We start from the raw sequence: 18,469 nt of genomic DNA, 5'->3' as shown, positions 1-18,469 counted from the left end.
AAATGAATCCCTACCTCTAAACTAGACACCTAAAAAAACAGGTTCATACTGCCCATAGAAGATGGTCTCGATAAGCAATCGGGGTCATCTTCTTTAATTTTTTTTGGTAGCGGCGATGATTGTAAAATTCAATATATTCTTCTACGGCATACCACAGGTCCTGAAGTGTCTCTTGTTTTTCAGATAGGACGATATCCTTCATATGACCAAAAAAGGATTCCATAGGAGCGTTATCCCAGCAGTTGCCCCTCCGGGACATGGACTGCGTCAAGCCCATTTCTTCAACCTTTTTCTGAAAGGTTGGGTGTGTATAATGGACACCTTGGTCCGAGTGAAAGTATCGTTCTGTTTCTAGAATATCTTGTTGGATCACTTTGGGCAGTTTTTCCAACGTCTGATATACCAACCCCATTTTCAAGCTTGTAGAAAAGTGATGGGCAACGATTTCTCCCGTTGCACCGTCTTTGACAGCGGAAAGATAGGCTGTTTGACCGTTCCCGTATGGAAGATAGGTGATATCTGTCAGGAGCACTTTATATGGAGTTCCGCAGTCAAAATGCCGATTCACCAAGTTTTTCTTGGTTTTGTGCTCCTGCGTAGCTTTCATGATTTTTCGGTAAGGTTTTGCTTTTCTGATTGGAGAAATAATGCCGTTCATGCGTAGAATCCTCCGGATTTTCTTGTGATTCATTACCAGGTTATACTCATTTTCCAGAGTCATTTTAATCTCTTCGATTCCGCATTTTTTCTTATCAAGAAATACGTGATAAAGTAGTTTGTAGTCAGCCCAATCGTTTTCGTACTTCTCCATGCGATTTACTTCAGTTTTTAGCCAATAGTAATATCCACTCCGACTGACTTCGGCAATTTCGCAAAGATGTTTCACCATGTTTTTGAGTTGATACTCACGAATGATGTGATTGATCAGTGTATACCGCTCATTGGTCTTTAGGACGGCCTTTGTCCCGTTTTTCACGCTCCTTTCGTGAAGCTCTAATTTTTTTACTAGTGTGAGGTTTCCTTCAAGATAGGCGATGCGAGCGTTAGCTTTTGCTAATTTATCTTCCAGGGATACCCCTTGGCTCCCGATTGGCCCCGGCCCCTTACCACGCGTCTCTTGAAGAAAGCCATCCTGACCTTGCTTCGCCATGCTTTTCTTCCAACGTCCCAACGACTGATGAGCCTTTCCCTCCCCGATTAGCGATGCTGGAAGCCCCGCCTCTTCAAAAATGACCGTTGAGGTCATGCCCGTTTTACTTTGTTCTATGGCTTTGATTTTGAATGCTGATGAGTAGGTAATACTTTTAGAAGAAACACTTTTTATATTTAGATTTCTCTCCAGTATTTCAATTTCTTGTTCCGTATATATTTTTTTGCTCATGTGGTGACCTCCGATTCCAAACTGTTCCATTAGAGTATAACGAAAAAACAGATAAAAAATAACCCGAAAACGAGAACACTCTTTTTTTGAGTGTCTAGTTTTCGGGTAGGGATTCACAATTTGGTTTCTCTTTTTATTTAATATTGATTATTCAGCCATTTTTTCAACGATACCTTCTAATGCTTTTTCAAATGCTTCGAAAGGAGGATGAGTAATTCCTGCTCCAATCATTCCAATACCCGCCTCTTTATGAGCAATCGCTGTATTGATGATTGGCAATAGGTCTTTATCAACTACTTTACGTACATCAATCCCTGTTGGAATCCCCATGAAGTCATGAATAGGAATGGTCACATTTGGATTGGTTGTTGTAGTAATTTCCAACATTTCTAGCGTATAGTTCATCGCTTCCTCTACTGTTCCACCTACTAAAGGAACAATCGCTGGTGCAGTTGCCATTGCAAACCCACCAATTCCATATGTTTCTGTGATAGCACTGTCTCCGATATCCAAACCAGCATCTTCTGGTGTGTATCCTCCAAACAATGGTCCAATAACTTTTTGAGCTGGTCCTGTGAACCATGTGAATCCAGGAATTCCACTAACACGGATTCCAAACTCGTATCCATTTCGGCACATCGTTGTTACAACTGTACTATTCTCAACACCATGAGCTGCATCCAAAGCACATTTACATAGTGCCATCCAAGTAGGACCAGAGAAATAGTCACTACTAGCAACGAAATCAAATACTTCTTTTTTAACTTCATTCGTATAATCTGTCATCACAATATAGGGTGTCAATGCTTGTATCAATAAAGTTGTACCTGCATTGTTACGGTTATGAGCTTCATCACCCATGTGCAAGGCTTGAGAAAGCATCAAACGTAAATCAATTCCTTTTTCATTTAACTTCATTGCATCACGTAATACTGGACCTAATGTATCTCTCATCCAGTTCAAGCGATCAATTACAGTTTGGTCGTTAGCACCCATGCGCAAGATCTTAGACAGTTGCTCACTCAAGTTTGTGTACGCAACGTTACCATAGGTTTTATTTTCTACAATATGGACAAACATAGAAGCGGAGGTTACACCTGCCATTGATCCTACTGTATTATGTTCGTGACAAGGAGAGAATGTTACTTTTCCAGAAGCTGCAACTTCTTCGGCTTCGTCTAGGTCTTTTGCAAGTCCTTCAAAAACGATTGCTCCGGTAACTGCTCCTCTCATTGGTCCGCTCATATTTTCCCATGAAATAGGAGGTCCTGCATGTAAAATAGTCGTTGCTGTCATTCCAGGAATCACATCAAGAGCTTTATCAAAGCCAACCAATACAGGGCGAGATTGAACAATTCGTTCTACAGCTTCTTTATTTGCTGCTTCAATTTTCTCTCGTACACCTGGACGGTCTAACTTATCCAACAACTCTATTAGATGGTCATTTCCTCTGGCTGGTGGAGACCATTCTAATTGAGTTGCCTTTGCTCCTTGTTTTTTAATATCCTCACTAATAAATTCAATACCTACTGTGACAGCATCTACGTCACTCTGAAACAATTCTGTTATTTTACTCATGCGTTTACCCCTTTCTGAACAAATCCACGTGCTAGTAAACCAGTATTTTGACTACTACTAGAAATTGTTACGTCAGCTTTTTCTAATTTACTAATTTGCTCAGCTAGATTTTGTTCATCTTCATCTGTTCCTAAAACATATCCTAAGATTTCCAAGTGACGTCCATCTTCTTTTGCGATTGCTTTTGCTTCTTCAATTGCCGGTATCATTACGCCTACTGGGTCTGGATGAGATCCATATCCCAATACAAAGTCCATTGCAATTACGCCTACTTCAGGGTCTCTTGCTTCCTGAATGAAACGATCAATTCTAGTCGAAGGATCAATCATTGGGTGTGGTTTTCCACTTGTAAACTCATCCGATCCAAAGTCTATAAATGTATGAGCTTTACTTACATGGTTGTCTTCTAACTGATGAGTAGGATCTGGATGGATATTACTATAAACATCTTCTTCATAGTACTCTATCGCTGCAAACATCGCTTCATCACAAAGAGTTCCTCCACAGAATAATCCACGGATATATTTTTGCTCTGGTTTTAATTTTGCTTGTATTTCTTTAATTAGCTCTAAATTCAAAGCATGTTTATCTAATTTAGATTCATCTGCACCAGCTAATACTACTGCTTGAATAGCTGCTTCTTTCGAACGTTTTGCATAATGAGCTCCAGAAGCTTTTATCGTTTCCTCATTTCCACCTAAGAAGAATACAACTACTGGTTTGCTGAGGTCTCCAACAAGTTTCAATACTTTTTCTTCAACTTTTTTAGCAGGTGGCTTAGAAACTAACACAATCACATCGGTTGCTTCGTCTTCTTCTAGCGCACGGATTGCATCCATCATCATGATGCCTCCCACTTCTTCGCTAAGGTCACGTCCTCCTGTTCCAATTAATTGAGAAACTCCATAACCAAATTCATGAATTCGAACACTCAATTCCTGACTTCCTGTTCCGGATGCTCCTACAATTCCAATATTACCAGGCCGAACTTTGTTAGCAAAACAAAGGCCGATATTATTAATGATTGCCGTTCCACAGTCTGGGCCCATCATTAACAATCCTTTTTCATGAGCTTCTTCTTTTAATTCCACTTCATCTTCTACGGAAACATTATCACTAAACAACATCACATGTAATCCGTTTCTTAATGCTTCTCTTGCTTCGCGAGCTGCATACATTCCATTTACAGAAATAACGGCAATATTAGCTTCCTCGTTTACTTCAACAGCACCTTCAATGGAATGGTATGTTTTTTCTCCGGCTTCTTCAACTGTTTTTTTCTTACGATGGAATAACTCTTCAATTTCTTCAAATGCTTGATCTAATTGGTCAGTAGACTCTGTTTCAATCGCAATTACCAAGTCACCTGTCCCTGCTGCCTCAACTTCTGGAGAACCTAACCCTACATTTCGGATTACTTCCTTGTTCATGTCGGTTCCCATTCCAATCATGGCTTGTTTTACACCTTCCACAGCATTTGCTTTTGTGGAAATGGTCATCAATGATACGGAATCGAAGTACGTATTCTCTTTAATTCTAGTTTCCTTTGTCATTCTGCTCCTCCTTCTTTATGGTTACTCTTTTTTGCGTTTGCTAATAAATGGTCAGCCTCTTCACCTTTTCCTAAAACTCGTAAACTATTCGCTTTATGGAATAAGTAGTCATATCTACCTGGATTCTGATCTAACAATGTATCCATCTCACGGATTGCTTGTTCATGTCTACCTAGTTCACGTAAATAGTTTGAAAGATGGTAGCGGAAGTAGAAATATTTTTCGTCGGTATCAATCGCTTTTTGATACGCAGCTAAAGCTTCATCCACTTTTTTCTGTTCACGTAAAGCATTTGCTATATAGAAATAAAATTCAGGATTGTTGTTGTCTGCTTTCATTCCTTCTTCATAAACGGCAATCCCCTCTTCATATTTTTTCTGTAAAGTAAGAAGGTAGCCTTTCAAGAAGTAGAAAGTAACTGTCTTATATTCTTCTAAACCTTTTTCTGCTTCATTCAATGCTGTATCAAAATCATCTTCAGATAGAAGTCTTAAAATATTTGTAATAGCTTTTTCTTCTGGTTGTTCTTTATCGTACGTATCTTCCAAAATAGCCAACACATCTTTTTGACCGTATTCTTTTGCCCAATCAATTGCTGTTTTATCATCATGATCCAATGTTGTTGGATCTGCTCCTTCATTCATAAGCATCTTCAGAATTAAGCGGTAAAGACTACCTCCATCACCTAATACAACTGCTTCTTGAAGTGCGGTCCATCCAAGATCATTAATATGATTTACAGGAACGCCTGCTTTAATAGCTACATCCACTGCTTTTAAAAATCCTTTTTCACTACTAGGAAGCAAGGCAGTACCGCCGAAGCGGTTTGCCAGTTTTACATCAGCATGACTTGCACCTAATTCTAAAATCTCATAAAATCCGTTAGCTGCTGCACATATCCAAGGTGTTAACATCATGTTGTCTCTTTGATTTACGTCACTTCCAGCATCAATCAAAGCTTTTGCTAGAGGGATATTATTTTGTTGAGTGGCAGACATTAAAGGTGTACGACCTTTTTCATCTTGAAATTTCACGTCTGCTCCCTGTTTTAACAATTCTTTTACTTCTTCAACATTTCCTTTTTCCGTTTCTTGCATCAGTTTCTCATCTAAATGAGACATTTCATCACCATTCCTTTTTTAAAGTATTTTTTTATAATATTAAGCCGTTTGATTTGGCATTAATGTAGTTTCTCCATCTACATTATTTTTCTTGTTATCAAGCAATTTAATAAGGAATAGACCTGCAATTAACAAGTAACCAATCGTCATTTGAGGCTGTAACATCCAACCTACTGCTGGCGAGTGAATCACGCCTGTAATCGTCATTGCTGCTGAAGCAAGTGCAGTAACGATTGCATATTGTGGTTTGTTACGAACTGCAAAGACTACTAGACAACCCCAAAGAATAGAACTAAGTGGTGCTCCACTTCCTAAAGCAACCAATCCTTGGTGATAAACTCCAGCATCTGTAAATGCAGCTAGACCTACTTCACCAGCGTTTGTTCCTGCAGAAGTCAATGTGTTATTTACTAATGTCAATGCCCAGTTTGCAATCCAAGGGAATAAACAAACAAATACGGCTGGCATTTCAATTTTAGGTGATTCGTTAACAGCTTGTACAGCAACTACAATCCCTACGTAAAATAATACAGGGAATACAGCACTCAATGGAATAATACTTAACAGAATTCCACCAAATCCGAACAAACCAATCAAGAATACAGTAAAACCGGTAGCAAGAGTATAACCTGTGCTCGCTCCAATAGACTTCCAACCTGGGTGACCGATATATACAGTTGTTGGGAAAGGATTTCCAAATAATGTACCGATGATAGAAGAAAAACCATTTGCTAACATAATATTACGAACGTTATAGTCATCTCCAGCTGCTGAAGCAGATTCGATGTTTTCAAGTGTAAAAATAAAGTTAGTAACTCCTAGTGGAATAGCAGAAACTAGGAAAGCCAATGCTGGCGGAATTCCTGTAAATAAATCTGCAATTTGTAAAAGAGGAATATTAAAGCCAAGTGTTTCTGCTCCTTCAGCAATTGCTGAGACATCCATTTGTCCAAATACCCAAGCAAGAATGGTTCCAACTGCTAATAATAAGAATCCAGTAGGAATACGAGGGAAAAGCGCTTTTTTACCAAACCAGTTTATAAAAATAATAGCCAATACAACAAATGATACGAGTGGCGCTTCAAATGATTGCAACATCGGGTTCATAGCCAAAAGCATGATTCCCAATCCACCCAAACATGCTAATAGTACACTGCGTGGGATAATACGGCGAAGCCAATCTCCAATAAATGCTCCAGATAGTTCAATTAACGCTTCTAGGAAACACCAACCCAATGCTACTTTCAGTGCAAAGTAAGGATCTCCAGTTGAACGTGCAATAGGCAGAATTACTAAGAAAATTACTAGGAAAATAGAAGGTGCACTTGGACCCGAAGGTAGCGCGGTTACATCCGTTCTTCCTGTCTTTTTAATTAAATTTTTACCTGCATACCAATAAAAAAAACTTGAAATAAAAATAGCTAAACCAAATCCCGGTGCGATCCTAGTGTAAACAAATTCTGCAGGTAAACCCACTGTGAAAATTAATAGTCCAGACATTGTAAAGTAGTTCGTCAGATTATTTGCCAATAAACCAAAATAAGCGCCCCAGTCTCCTTTTTGCCAACCTAATAGTTCTTTCATAAAATATCCTCCTCAAACTTATTAGAAGAAGTTCTCAAACAAGTAATTCCTCTATTGAATACAGTCTACACAATGAAAGCCTTTTCATCATTAGGCACACTATCTGAAAAATCAAACTTTCTTTAGGTTGTTTTAGCTAAAATACTGGAAATGTTAACGTTTTAGTTCTATTCTATGAGGGAGAAGTAAACGATTTCTATTAAAGGAGAGACAAAAAACATGTTGACTGTTAGAAAGATTTTAGAATTAGCTCCTTTCAATGAAATGAAAATCATTTCTGGAGAGGAGGGCTTAGACAACATTATTTCTAGCGTAAATATAATGGATAACCCCGATGCTTTAGATTGGTTTTCAGTCGGAGAGTTATTACTGACATCTGGTTATTTCTTTAAAGAAAGTGTCCAATTACAAAATCACGTGATGAGACAATTAAAAACGCTAAATTGTCCTGCCCTTTGTATAAAACCTCATCGTTACTTAGGCTCTATCCCAGAAAATATGCTCAAATTGTCTAACGAACTGGCTCTCCCTATTATTGAGTTACCTTATGGTCTTTCCTTTTCTAAAATTATGAGTCGCGTTATGGAAGAGTTATCAGGAAAATACGATTTATTGAATCAACAATCACTGGACATTCACTCTCAGTTTTTTAATATATCGTTACATGGGGGAGGGTTGCAACAAATTTCTGTCACTTTAGCTAAACTATGCGAGTCTTCAGTCTTACTCTTGGATCGAAATTGGTCTTTACTTTATTGGACTGATTTTCCTAATCAAACATGCCCTTTAGAGAAATGGATCTCTCCAGTTCAAAATGAAATCCCTTTTCCAGATAGCTTTATCCAACGTTTTCCACCAGAATTTGAAAAATTACAAAAACCTATTGTACGGTTGTTGGAAACAGAAAAAGGAGAAGGAAGTGTACACTGTACGGTGCTACCCGTATTCTTTCAATCTAAACATTACGGATTTATTGTATTATGGGAACCCCTACAACAACTTGATGAGCATGCTTATGTAGCTTTAGAGAATGGTGCAATGGCTTTTTCCTTAGAACGAATCCGGAATGAAGAAGTAGAACGTGCACGGAATCGGATTCGACGTGACTTTCTCGATGAGTTATTAATGGGGAAAATCACTTCCAAAGAAATGTTGAGTAACTTAGCAGACTTACATAGAATTAATCTCACTCTAGATTATACCGCTATCGTACTACCCGTTTCTTTTATCGAAACAAATAGGGACCCCGATTTAGTTCGCCAAAGTGAAAAAGAGAACACACGTATGAAACAGATATTGAACTTGATGGATCAAGTTGCAGAAGAAACAAAAGAATCTGAAATAATTTTCAGTCGAAAAAAACAAATTATTCTTCTTTTAGGATGCAAGATTCAAAATGGTGGTCAGCAACAAGCCTATTTAAAAGAGTACACGGAGAAAATTATAGCAAAAGCAGAAGAGGCTTTTCCAGATATAAAACTTACAGCTGCAATAGGAAAAACAGTGCCTCATATTAATCAAATCCACCAAAGTTTCTATCAAGCTCAAGAAACATTGCGTCTTATGGAGAATAATCTTACTCCAAATAAAAGCAAAATCTTTCATTTTGAAGAATTTATTGTACAACATTTCTTAATGAATAATATAGATCGAAGCGAGATGCAAGCCTATTTTCAACAAACGCTTGGTCAATTGTTTCGTTCCGATCAAGAAAATCATTCTGAATTGTTAGAAACCTTGGAAAGTTTGGTTGCAAATCGTTTTAATGTAGCAGAAACTTCTCGCGCTCTCTTCATCCACCGTAATACACTGCTCTATCGGATGGAAAAAATTGAAAGTATTCTACAATTAGACTTCAAGGATGCAGAAGAACTTTTAAAAATTCAACTAGGACTTAAAATTTATCGCTTATTAGATATCGGACATTCATCGAATAGGTATAGATACTAGTATTTACATCAAAACAAAAAAACTTGCCCACAGGCAAGTTTTTTTGATGAAATAGATATTACTCTTCGTCTTCTGTAGAAAAACCGTATTTTTTGTTGAAACGTCCAACTCGTCCTTCTGCTTGGCTGAATTTTTGACGGCCAGTATAGAATGGGTGAGAATCAGAAGTAACTTCCACACGGATCATTGGGTATGTGTTGCCATCTTCCCACTCAACTGTTTCACTTGATCCTTTTGTAGAACCAGATAAAAACTTGAATCCTGTTGAAGTGTCCATGAATACGACTGGTTGGTATTTTGGATGAATTTCTTGTTTCATGTATTTTCTCTCCTTTGAGCCCTGGATTATTTCCTAAACCAGAGTTGATTGTCTTTGCGACGAAATAAGCCTAGCAGGCATTCGTCCATAACAGTAAAATAGTACCATGTATACTCTATGATTGCAATAAAAATGTTGATTGTTTATTGCTAAAAATATATTTATTTCCCTATCAAAAAACCATCCTCATACAAAGTAAGGGTGGTTTAAGTTACTTTATTTTTATTTAGATAATAATTCAGTTAATTTCTCTTCTGAAGTACTACTTTCAATATTTAAATTTGTATACGTATCTTCTCCATCAATGGTTACCACTTGTGGAACAGTTGAGATTCCCATACGATTTCTCAAGGCTTTGATAGCAGGAGTTGTTTCTGTATCAATGCTATTTAAGTAATAAATATCCAAATTATTTTGTTGTGCAACATGATTTAATTTCGGCACAAACATTTGGCAAAACGGGCAAGTAGGTTTCCCAACAAACAGAATCGTCGGTTCTCCTTTTTTAAGTCGTTCTTCTACTGCATCTATTGTTAACTCTGTAAAGTTTTTTGTAATTTCTTCATATTCTTTTCGGCTATAGCCCATGCAACATCTCTCCCTTGTTTTATATTTCTATAATAACATGGTTCCTTATCGCATTAAAGAAATTCGGTTTACAAAATCCGAATTGGTCTCGGTAGTGCGTAACTGTTTCAAGAACTCTTCGGTATATTCCAACGTATCTCTACCCATTGTTTTACGAAGTTTCCAAATGGCATCCATTTCTTTGGAAGACATTAACAATTCTTCTCGACGAGTTCCTGATTTTTTAATATCGATTGATGGATAAATCCGTCTTTCAGATAGATCACGGGAAAGAACTAGTTCCATATTCCCCGTTCCCTTAAATTCTTCAAAGATTACTTCATCCATACGACTTCCTGTATCAACCAAGGCTGTTGCAAGAATGGTTAAGCTTCCGCCATCTTCAATGTTTCGAGCTGCCCCAAAGAAGCGTTTTGGTCGGTAAAGAGCTGCCGGATCAATTCCACCGCTCAATGTACGTCCACTTGGTGGAATCACTAAGTTATAAGCTCTTGCCAGACGAGTAACACTATCCATCAAGATGACTACATCACGTTTGTCTTCTACCAAGCGCATCGCTCGCTCTAGAACTAATTCCGCCACTCGTACATGATTAGAAGGTTGTTGGTCAAAGGTAGAATAAACAACATCCCCCTTCACACTTCTTTCAATGTCCGTTACTTCTTCGGGACGTTCATCAATTAAGAGCATAATCAATTCTACTTCTGGATAGTTCGTTGTAATACCATTGGCAATATCTTTCATCAAAGTCGTTTTCCCAGCTTTTGGCGGAGCAACGATCATTCCCCGTTGACCAAAACCGATTGGAGAAACTAAATCAATCATTCTAGCAGATAATTCATTTTTCGTTGTTTCTAGCGTAATTTTTTTATCTGGATAGATAGGTGTTAGTCCAGGGAAATGTGCTCGTTCTTTAGCCTCATCAGGATTTTTTCCGTTTACCGTTTCTACTTGCATTAAGCCATAATACCGTTCTGATGCTTTTGGAGGACGTGCTTTCCCTCCTACTTTATCTCCATTTCGTAAATCAAATCTACGAATTTGAGAAGAGGATATGTAAATATCTTCTTGACTCGGGGAATAATTGATTGGACGTAAAAAACCATATCCTTCTTGAGAAATGATATCGAGAACGCCTTCCGTTCTAAAAAAGCCTTGTTTTTCTTCTTCAGCTCGAACAATCGCATGAGCTAACTCTTTCTTACTCATTTGGCTATAATAAGGGATTTTATGATCACGTGCATATGTATAAATTTCTTTTAATGTCTTTTGTTCTAATTCACTAAGACTAAGCATACTTTCCATTACTACCACCCACCTTTCCTATTACTTTTATTTTTTTGTAAGATATAATAAACACTATTTTTTTCATCTTCTTTAATCTTCTTCTATCATTTTTATGTCGGCTCCAAGAGCTGTTAATTTCTCAACGATATGGTCATACCCTCGTAAAATATTCTCGACACCAGTGATCGTAGTTGTTCCTTTTGCCATTAATCCTGCAATAACTAAACAAGCACCTGCTCGCAAATCACTAGCAGTAACCTCAACACCGGTTAACTCATTCGGACCACTTAGGAAAATCGTGTCACTTTCCACTTTTATGTTTGCGCCCATTCGACGTAACTCAGGAATGTGATTTACTCTTTTGGGATAAATCGTATCAATAATCGTTCCATCGCCATGAGCTTTCAAAAGTAGGGGGGTCAGTGGTTGTTGAAGATCTGTTGCAAATCCTGGATAAGGGAGTGCTTTGATATGAACCATCTTTAAATTATCAGATTTTTTGATGAGAACACTATCCTCACCAATTTCCATATCGACTCCCATTTCTTCCATTTTCGCAATGAGACCTTCAATATGTTCGACAATCACATTTTTCACTAATACTTCTTCACCTGCAGCAGCCGCTATAGATAAGTAGGTTCCCGCTTCAATACGATCAGGAATAACAGTGTGCCTACAACCATGTAGTTGATCTACGCCATCTACACGGATGATATCGGTACCAGCTCCACGAATTTTTGCTCCCATATTGTTAAGAAGTGTGCATACATCTATAATTTCAGGTTCTTTGGCAACATTTTCGATGACCGTTCTGCCTTTTGCTCGTACAGCAGCCAGAATAGTATTGATTGTTGCTCCAATAGAGATTACATCTAAATAAATTCGATTTCCAGTCAATCCTTCTGCCGGTGCAGAAAGATAAATCGCACCCAGTTCATTACGAACTTCCGCTCCTAGTGCTTCAAATCCTTTAATATGTTGATCGATGGGTCTTGGTCCTAAGTAACATCCACCCGGCATTCCAATAACACCTTCACCAAACTTAGATAAAACAGCTCCCATAAAGTAGTAAGAAGCACGTAATTTTTTTATTTTTCCAGTTGGCATCGGGATGGAAATCATGTTCGTAGGGTCAATAGTCATGACTCCTTCTTCTTCTTGAAAGGTTACTTCTACATTAAAATCTCGTAGAATATCAATCAAAGAATGAACGTCTTGAATATTAGGTATCCCTTCTAACGTCACCATAGAATCTGCTAATATGGATGCAGGAATCAAGGCAACGGTACTATTTTTAGCTCCACTTATATTTACTGTACCCTTTAATGGCTTGTTTCCATTAATGACAATCTTTTTCATAAAATGTCCTCACTTTTATTTACGTATTATGAATAATTTTTTCATACGTTCATTTCACTATGCTGAAATGAAAATCTGCGCGTGCAGATACATAATGCCATTCTAACAAAATAATACTCTGTTTTGCTATTTTTTGGTAGTTGCTCTCATAATTATCTCATAATAACAAACATACTTTCAATCATTCAGAGTTTTTTTAAGTCAAAAAATACACATTTCATTGATTTAGGTCTTTTAACACTTGCATTTTTACTTTTCCACTTAAAGGTTTATCATCTGAAAAGATAGCTGAATCTATTTTTAGTAAAACTGTCAGAACTTCTGTCATTCGTTTTGTATCACATATCCTCACTTCAGCATCTCCTAGTTTACCTATGTACATCGCATTTGTTTCTAGTAATAAATCATCAGCCTTAGAGTAGAATTGCGACCATGATTCAGTGTGTCTTCTAGAAGGTACAGGCAGAGTTGTACCATCCGACAACACTGTGTAAAGTAATTCATAAGAATCGGTCATTCTATTTGGAATATCTAACCACTCTTCTATTCCATGAATGAATGTATTTCTTTTTAAATCTACACCAATCAATAGAATTTTCGCTTCTCGATCTAATAATTTTCCATATACTGATTTTCGCGAGCAAGGTGTATCCATTTTTTCTTCTCCACTAGTAAACTCCTTTGCATCCTCACCTAACGCTGCTACAGAGTGAGTAGGATGCAAAGAGCGAATTACATGTTTACGCTGTCGGAATAATTCTGTTAAAATACCAACATTTGTTGGCATTTGATCTACATTAAAAAAGGGAACAGTTTCATTAACTTGAGACCACGTATGAGAAGGAAGAACTAACAACCCTTCTTTCATATATTCTGAAAAAGCATCTAAAACTATATCAGGTCCTCCTGGAATTTCCCCCATACTTTTAAAAGAAGAGTGAATAAATATAGTTCCCTTGGGATTAATCTCTAAATTTTTCAGTTGTTTTTTCAAATCATCTTTTGTGTACATATTCTCACCTTATTTCTTATATAAAAAAAACCGGAGCCTCGGCCCCGGTTTTTTTAAAAATTAAATTACGCTTGTGCACTTGAACCAAATACTTGCATTCGTTCTTTTACTAGTTTCACAATTGCGTCTTTACCAGGTCCAATGATTTTACGTGGATCGTATTCTTTGGAATCTGTTGCTAATTTTTCGCGAACTGCTTGTGTCCAAACTTGTTGACACTCAGTATTAACGTTGATTTTTGAGTGACCGTATTCAATTGCTTTTTGGATTTGGAATTCTGGATTCCAGATCCTCCATGCAATACAAGTGGAGCATGTGTTAAGTCAGAAATTTCTTTCATTTCGTCAAAACCTAGTACTGGTTCACCATCATAAGTTCCGTGAACGGATCCTAATGCAGCTGCCAATGCGTCGATATTTGCTTCTTTTACCATACGTAGACATTCTTGTGGGTCTGCATATTGGATTCCGCCAGTTACGCCATCTTCTGTTCCGCCAACTGTTCCAACTTCTGCTTCTACAGATGCATTTTTAGCATGTGCGTATTCAACTACTTTTTTAGTTTGTTCGATATTTTCGTCAATAGGGAATTTAGAGTTATCAATCATTACAGATGAGAATCCAGCATCAATATAAGATTTACAGCTGTCGTAACTTGAACCATGATCCAAGTGCAATGCTACAGGAACAGTGATATCCATTGTTTCTAGTAATGCACTAACCATTGAAGATACAACTAATGCTCCACCCATATATTTTCCTGCGCCTTCAGAAACACCTAAAATAACTGGTGATTTTTCTTCTTGTGCAGCTTGTAAAACTGCTTGTGCCCATTCAAGGTTATTGATATTGAATTGACCTACTGCATATTTACCTTCTAGTGCTTTGTTTAACATATCCGTCATACTTACTAAACGACTCATGTTTCTGCCTCCTTGGTGTACTCTTATTGTATACTTATTATACATCTAACCTTAATCATTTTAGCAGAAATATTCAGAAAAGACCACTAGAATAAACAATCCTTTGAAAAAGACTCTATATTATCAAGAAGAATGTTTTAAAATATCATCCATTGTAGGTATTCTCATCTGTGCTCCTTGCTTTTCTACCGATAGAGACGCCCCAATCCCAGCTTTCTCAATCGCTATTTCAAAATTTTCTTTTCTATATTATGATACAAAAAAGCCCTTTTTCTCATAGAGAACTAGGACTTTTTGTGGAATTTCATTTTAAATTTTCAGATCTTTTGAAAAACTGACTTTAGACAGGAGTACTCGGATTAGTCTTCCTCTTCTTCGTCTTCTTCCTCAAAATCATCATCAATAATAGTAAGGTCTTCTTCAATGCTCTCTGGAACATCATCGATATCATCATCAATTTCTCCGTCAACATCTTCAGTGTCATCCTTCTCTTCTTTTTCTAAATCATCTTCGTCTTCATCTTCATCAGAGGTATACGTGTCTTCTGGATCGTCATCATTGTAGTCGATCACATCATCATCTTCAGAAGTAGCAAAAGCATTTAACTTTTTGCGCTTCTTACGACGAATTTTCACTTCATCCTCATCAACAGTAGACAAGATTTCTTCATCAATAGAATCGATTGGATACCATGAACGCAATCCCCAACGGTTTTCACCTAATGAGATAAAGCTTCCATCAATATTTAAATTTGTATAAAAGTGAGTCATTCTTTGCTCTAATTCTTTTTCATTCATACCTAAGTATTTTTGGACACGTGCAATTAGATCGTTAAAATCAAGTACTTCACCGGTTTCTTCAAAAATAGCATGCGCAACTTCTATCATAGACAATTCATTTTTCTTTATACCTTCTAAATCATGTAGCTTCAACGGTGCCACTTCCTTTCAAAAACTCTACTCCTTATCATACAATAATTAGGTTGTAAAATGCAATGAAATACTGTAATTTCCAAATAATTGTTCTTTCATAGAAAGAGAATAATCTAATTGGATCGTTCCTCCAAATGGTTTATCTTGATAATCTTGCAAAAGACGGTGACTAATCGTTTCCATTTCTAACATCCCCGCAGGAGTAGATAACAAAGCAACTCCATTAGAAGTTGTTTCAAAAGACATTCGGGAAGATAAGTTATTATTTTCACGACGAATAATAATGACTTTACCTGCATCAGAGAGTTTTATCGTAACCTTGTTCTCGGTTCCTTCTTCTTCATACCGGATATAGAGCCATTCACCCATCTGTACTGCTTTTCCTAATCCTTTGTAAAAGAAAACTTCTTGTTCTCCCTCTTGTTTGATTATGGTTTCCATCTGATATTCGATTTGTGTACCTTTCTCGATTGGCAATCCAACCACCTCCAAACATACTACCTCCATTATAGCGTTTATTCAATTGTCAGGTCAATGTTCCCCTTCATTCTTTCTAAACAAATATACAAGCGGTTCCTTTATAATCTGTTATACTAAAAATACAGATTCAAACGATATTATATAGATGGGATCGATTCTTTTGATGACAAATTATTTAGAAAATAAAACATATCTTGTATATGACCGTTCCAAAATAAAACCCCAGTCTGACCCCCTTTCACATTTTGCTTTGGATGATGCCCTCATTCGACAAGCAAACACAGAGGGAACACAGTTGTTACTTCATTTCTGGCCTACTGAAGAAATGGTTATTTTAGGAATGATGGATTCAAAACTACCTTATTTGGGAAAAGGAATTCAATATCTTCAGAACCAACAATATAAAGTAGTGATGAGAAATTCTGGTGGTTTGGCAGTTATGGCAAATCAAGGAATCCTAAACTTCTCGCTCATCCTACCTGAAGTTTCTGAAGAAAAATTAACCATTCATGAAGGGTACGAAATCATGTTAGACTTGATTCAAGGTACATTCGCTTCCTTCAATAAAGAAGTGAAAGCATTTGAAATTAGCGACTCTTATTGTCCAGGTGAATTTGATTTAAGTATAGATGGTAAAAAATTTGCTGGGATTGCGCAACGACGTTTCAAAAAAGGGATTTCCATTATGATTTACCTTAGTGTAGAAGGAAACCAATCATTGCGTGGAGAAACAATCCGATCTTTTTATGAACATAGCTTACAAGGAGAAAAAACTCGTTGGCATTTTCCAGAAGTCAACCCTTCCTCTATGGCTAATCTCAGTGACTTGTTGGAAACTCCTCTTACCGTCCAGGATGTTCAAAACCGGATCACAGATACTTTGAAGAACAACAACAATCAGTTAGTAGAAGGAGCTTATTCTCCAGAGCTACTGGCTGAATACCAAGTTGCTTATGATAAAATGAAGAAACGAAACCAACAAATTTTTGAAAATATACAGGAGGTGTAAAAGATGGAACTCTTTCATGAAAATGAATTATTACCTAAAGAAAAAGTATTTCGAGATCCTGTTCATGGATATATTCACGTTCAACACCGTGTTATTTTAGATTTAATCAATACAAAAGAGTTTCAAAGATTGCGTCGTATCAAACAATTAGGAACTTCATCTTTTACTTTTCATGGCGCAGAACATTCTCGCTTTAATCATTCCTTAGGTGTTTACGAAATTACTAGAAGAATTTGTGATAAATTTGAACGGAATTATCCTACCACTTCCCCTGATGATGGCCTATGGGATGACCGAGAACGTTTAGTAACTCTTTGTGCAGCACTTTTGCACGATCTTGGACATGGTCCTTTTTCTCACACCTTCGAAAAAATTTTTAATACCGATCACGAAGAGGTTACCATTGATATAATCACTTCACCAGATACAGAGGTCCATGCTGTTCTAAAGGGAGTTTCAAGTGATTTTCCTAATCAAGTTGCGGCTGTTATCGCTAAAACGTATCCCAATCCACAAGTGATTCAACTCATCTCTAGTCAAATCGATGCTGATCGAATGGATTACTTGTTACGGGATGCTTATTATTCTGGCGTTACTTACGGAATGTTTGATTTAACCCGAATTTTGCGTGTGATTCGTCCGTACGCGAACGGAATTACTTTTGACTTTTCTGGAATGCATGCGATTGAGGATTACATTGTCAGTCGCTATCAAATGTATATGCAAGTTTACTTCCACCCTGTATCTCGCGGTATGGAAGTGGTCTTGTATCACTTAATGCGACGTGCTAAAGACATTTATATGGATGAAAAAATTGAATTAAAAAATACAGCCTCTTTTCTAGAACCTTTTTTTAATCAAAGCTGGACTTTAAAAGACTATTTACGCTTGGATGATGGAGTTTTAACTACCTATTTTAATCATTGGATTGATGAAGCAGATCCTACTCTCAGTGACTTAGCTGGTAGATTTTTAAATCGAAAACCATTCAAAAGTGTCCGTTTTGAACGCGATACAGATTGGGAAACGGTCCAAGCCTTACAATCTTTAATAGAAGAAATGGGGTATAATCCTGATTACTATACTTCTGTTAATAATAGCTTTGATTTACCCTATGATCTGTATCGCCCTCATCAATCAGGGAGTCGAACCCAAATTGAATTGATGCAAAAAAATCAGACCTTTATAGAGCTTTCTCAAGTGAGTCCGATTGTATCTTCCTTAACCGGAAAAGTTAAAGGGGATGAGCGTCTATTTTTCCCTCGAGAAATTACACATGGATTTTCTTTAGAAGATGTAAATCTTTTTGAAAATCTCACAAAAAAATTTCAATCTTACATTGAGAATGATGAAATTATTTCTCGACCCACTCACAAATAAGTTTTCTAAAGAAC

The 18,469-nt window shown here is 37.1% G+C and carries 15 protein-coding genes and 1 pseudogene; 3 read left to right on the top strand and 13 right to left on the bottom strand.

What is annotated here, in order from left to right:
- Nucleotides 1-43 precede the first annotated feature (43 nt).
- From LZ578_RS01925 to LZ578_RS01905, 5 genes are all read right to left on the bottom strand, one after another.
- On the bottom strand, nucleotides 44-1,381 hold the full coding sequence (locus tag LZ578_RS01925) for an IS3 family transposase (RefSeq protein WP_235145673.1): 1,338 nt from the start codon (nucleotides 1,379-1,381) through the stop codon (nucleotides 44-46).
- A gap of 147 nt (nucleotides 1,382-1,528) precedes the next feature.
- Complete coding sequence (locus tag LZ578_RS01920) at nucleotides 1,529-2,959, bottom strand: DUF1116 domain-containing protein (protein ID WP_235145672.1); 1,431 nt, start codon at nucleotides 2,957-2,959, stop codon at nucleotides 1,529-1,531.
- The gene (fdrA, locus tag LZ578_RS01915) at nucleotides 2,956-4,512 is read right to left on the bottom strand and encodes an acyl-CoA synthetase FdrA (protein WP_235145671.1); all 1,557 of its coding nucleotides are present in this window, start codon (nucleotides 4,510-4,512) and stop codon (nucleotides 2,956-2,958) included. The genes LZ578_RS01920 and fdrA overlap by 4 nt, the downstream gene beginning before the upstream one ends.
- Nucleotides 4,509-5,633 (bottom strand): ankyrin repeat domain-containing protein, encoded by a 1,125-nt coding sequence (locus tag LZ578_RS01910; RefSeq protein ID WP_235145670.1) that lies wholly within the window; start codon nucleotides 5,631-5,633, stop codon nucleotides 4,509-4,511. The genes fdrA and LZ578_RS01910 overlap by 4 nt, the downstream gene beginning before the upstream one ends.
- A gap of 39 nt (nucleotides 5,634-5,672) precedes the next feature.
- Nucleotides 5,673-7,217: a hypothetical protein gene (locus tag LZ578_RS01905; protein ID WP_235145669.1), complete on the bottom strand. Its 1,545-nt coding sequence runs from the start codon at nucleotides 7,215-7,217 to the stop codon at nucleotides 5,673-5,675.
- A 219-nt stretch (nucleotides 7,218-7,436) separates the two neighbouring features.
- Here LZ578_RS01905 and LZ578_RS01900 point away from each other — a divergent pair, with 219 nt between their 5' ends.
- On the top strand, nucleotides 7,437-9,167 hold the full coding sequence (locus LZ578_RS01900) for a PucR family transcriptional regulator (protein ID WP_235145668.1): 1,731 nt from the start codon (nucleotides 7,437-7,439) through the stop codon (nucleotides 9,165-9,167).
- 58 nt (nucleotides 9,168-9,225) lie between these two features.
- Here the strand turns inward: LZ578_RS01900 and LZ578_RS01895 are convergent, their stop codons facing one another.
- From LZ578_RS01895 to LZ578_RS01860, 8 genes and pseudogenes are all read right to left on the bottom strand, one after another.
- Nucleotides 9,226-9,486, bottom strand: a complete 261-nt coding sequence (locus LZ578_RS01895) for a type B 50S ribosomal protein L31 (protein ID WP_235145667.1) — start codon at nucleotides 9,484-9,486, stop codon at nucleotides 9,226-9,228.
- Nucleotides 9,487-9,708: 222 nt separating this feature from the next.
- On the bottom strand, nucleotides 9,709-10,074 hold the full coding sequence (locus tag LZ578_RS01890) for a thioredoxin fold domain-containing protein (RefSeq protein WP_235145666.1): 366 nt from the start codon (nucleotides 10,072-10,074) through the stop codon (nucleotides 9,709-9,711).
- 45 nt (nucleotides 10,075-10,119) lie between these two features.
- Nucleotides 10,120-11,379 (bottom strand): transcription termination factor Rho, encoded by a 1,260-nt coding sequence (gene rho, locus LZ578_RS01885; protein WP_235145665.1) that lies wholly within the window; start codon nucleotides 11,377-11,379, stop codon nucleotides 10,120-10,122.
- A gap of 72 nt (nucleotides 11,380-11,451) precedes the next feature.
- Nucleotides 11,452-12,720, bottom strand: coding sequence for a UDP-N-acetylglucosamine 1-carboxyvinyltransferase (locus tag LZ578_RS01880; RefSeq protein ID WP_235145664.1), 1,269 nt, complete (start codon nucleotides 12,718-12,720; stop codon nucleotides 11,452-11,454).
- 217 nt (nucleotides 12,721-12,937) lie between these two features.
- Nucleotides 12,938-13,732: an AAC(3) family N-acetyltransferase gene (locus LZ578_RS01875; RefSeq protein ID WP_235145663.1), complete on the bottom strand. Its 795-nt coding sequence runs from the start codon at nucleotides 13,730-13,732 to the stop codon at nucleotides 12,938-12,940.
- 65 nt (nucleotides 13,733-13,797) lie between these two features.
- A pseudogene (gene fba / locus LZ578_RS01870) lies at nucleotides 13,798-14,654 on the bottom strand (class II fructose-1,6-bisphosphate aldolase).
- A gap of 359 nt (nucleotides 14,655-15,013) precedes the next feature.
- Complete coding sequence (gene rpoE, locus LZ578_RS01865) at nucleotides 15,014-15,586, bottom strand: DNA-directed RNA polymerase subunit delta (protein ID WP_235145662.1); 573 nt, start codon at nucleotides 15,584-15,586, stop codon at nucleotides 15,014-15,016.
- A 45-nt stretch (nucleotides 15,587-15,631) separates the two neighbouring features.
- Entirely contained in the window at nucleotides 15,632-16,063 is a 432-nt protein-coding gene (locus LZ578_RS01860; protein WP_235145661.1) for a DUF1934 domain-containing protein, read from the bottom strand.
- 166 nt (nucleotides 16,064-16,229) lie between these two features.
- Between LZ578_RS01860 and LZ578_RS01855 the strand changes: the two genes are divergently transcribed.
- Both LZ578_RS01855 and LZ578_RS01850 read left to right on the top strand, forming a co-directional pair.
- Nucleotides 16,230-17,075: a lipoate--protein ligase family protein gene (locus tag LZ578_RS01855; protein ID WP_235145660.1), complete on the top strand. Its 846-nt coding sequence runs from the start codon at nucleotides 16,230-16,232 to the stop codon at nucleotides 17,073-17,075.
- 3 nt (nucleotides 17,076-17,078) lie between these two features.
- Complete coding sequence (locus LZ578_RS01850; RefSeq protein ID WP_235145659.1) at nucleotides 17,079-18,455, top strand: HD domain-containing protein; 1,377 nt, start codon at nucleotides 17,079-17,081, stop codon at nucleotides 18,453-18,455.
- Nucleotides 18,456-18,469: the final 14 nt, after the last annotated feature.

It is taken from the genome of Jeotgalibaca sp. MA1X17-3, assembly GCF_021513155.1.
Lineage (GTDB): Bacteria > Bacillota > Bacilli > Lactobacillales > Aerococcaceae > Jeotgalibaca.
The sequence above is the reverse complement of the archived record's forward strand: the minus strand, read 5'-3'. Positions and strand labels throughout refer to the sequence as shown.

What these genes read in the sequence shown, in the direction of transcription:
- LZ578_RS01855 (WP_235145660.1), top strand. Translation starts at nt 16,230, where the DNA reads ATGACAAATTATTTAGAAAATAAAACATATCTTGTATATGACCGTTCC.
- LZ578_RS01905 (WP_235145669.1), bottom strand. Translation starts at nt 7,217, where the DNA reads ATGAAAGAACTATTAGGTTGGCAAAAAGGAGACTGGGGCGCTTATTTT.
- fdrA (WP_235145671.1), bottom strand. Translation starts at nt 4,512, where the DNA reads ATGACAAAGGAAACTAGAATTAAAGAGAATACGTACTTCGATTCCGTA.
- LZ578_RS01895 (WP_235145667.1), bottom strand. Translation starts at nt 9,486, where the DNA reads ATGAAACAAGAAATTCATCCAAAATACCAACCAGTCGTATTCATGGAC.
- LZ578_RS01850 (WP_235145659.1), top strand. Translation starts at nt 17,079, where the DNA reads ATGGAACTCTTTCATGAAAATGAATTATTACCTAAAGAAAAAGTATTT.
- LZ578_RS01925 (WP_235145673.1), bottom strand. Translation starts at nt 1,381, where the DNA reads ATGAGCAAAAAAATATATACGGAACAAGAAATTGAAATACTGGAGAGA.
- LZ578_RS01890 (WP_235145666.1), bottom strand. Translation starts at nt 10,074, where the DNA reads ATGGGCTATAGCCGAAAAGAATATGAAGAAATTACAAAAAACTTTACA.
- LZ578_RS01920 (WP_235145672.1), bottom strand. Translation starts at nt 2,959, where the DNA reads ATGAGTAAAATAACAGAATTGTTTCAGAGTGACGTAGATGCTGTCACA.
- LZ578_RS01900 (WP_235145668.1), top strand. Translation starts at nt 7,437, where the DNA reads ATGTTGACTGTTAGAAAGATTTTAGAATTAGCTCCTTTCAATGAAATG.
- LZ578_RS01875 (WP_235145663.1), bottom strand. Translation starts at nt 13,732, where the DNA reads ATGTACACAAAAGATGATTTGAAAAAACAACTGAAAAATTTAGAGATT.
- LZ578_RS01910 (WP_235145670.1), bottom strand. Translation starts at nt 5,633, where the DNA reads ATGTCTCATTTAGATGAGAAACTGATGCAAGAAACGGAAAAAGGAAAT.
- LZ578_RS01880 (WP_235145664.1), bottom strand. Translation starts at nt 12,720, where the DNA reads ATGAAAAAGATTGTCATTAATGGAAACAAGCCATTAAAGGGTACAGTA.
- rho (WP_235145665.1), bottom strand. Translation starts at nt 11,379, where the DNA reads ATGGAAAGTATGCTTAGTCTTAGTGAATTAGAACAAAAGACATTAAAA.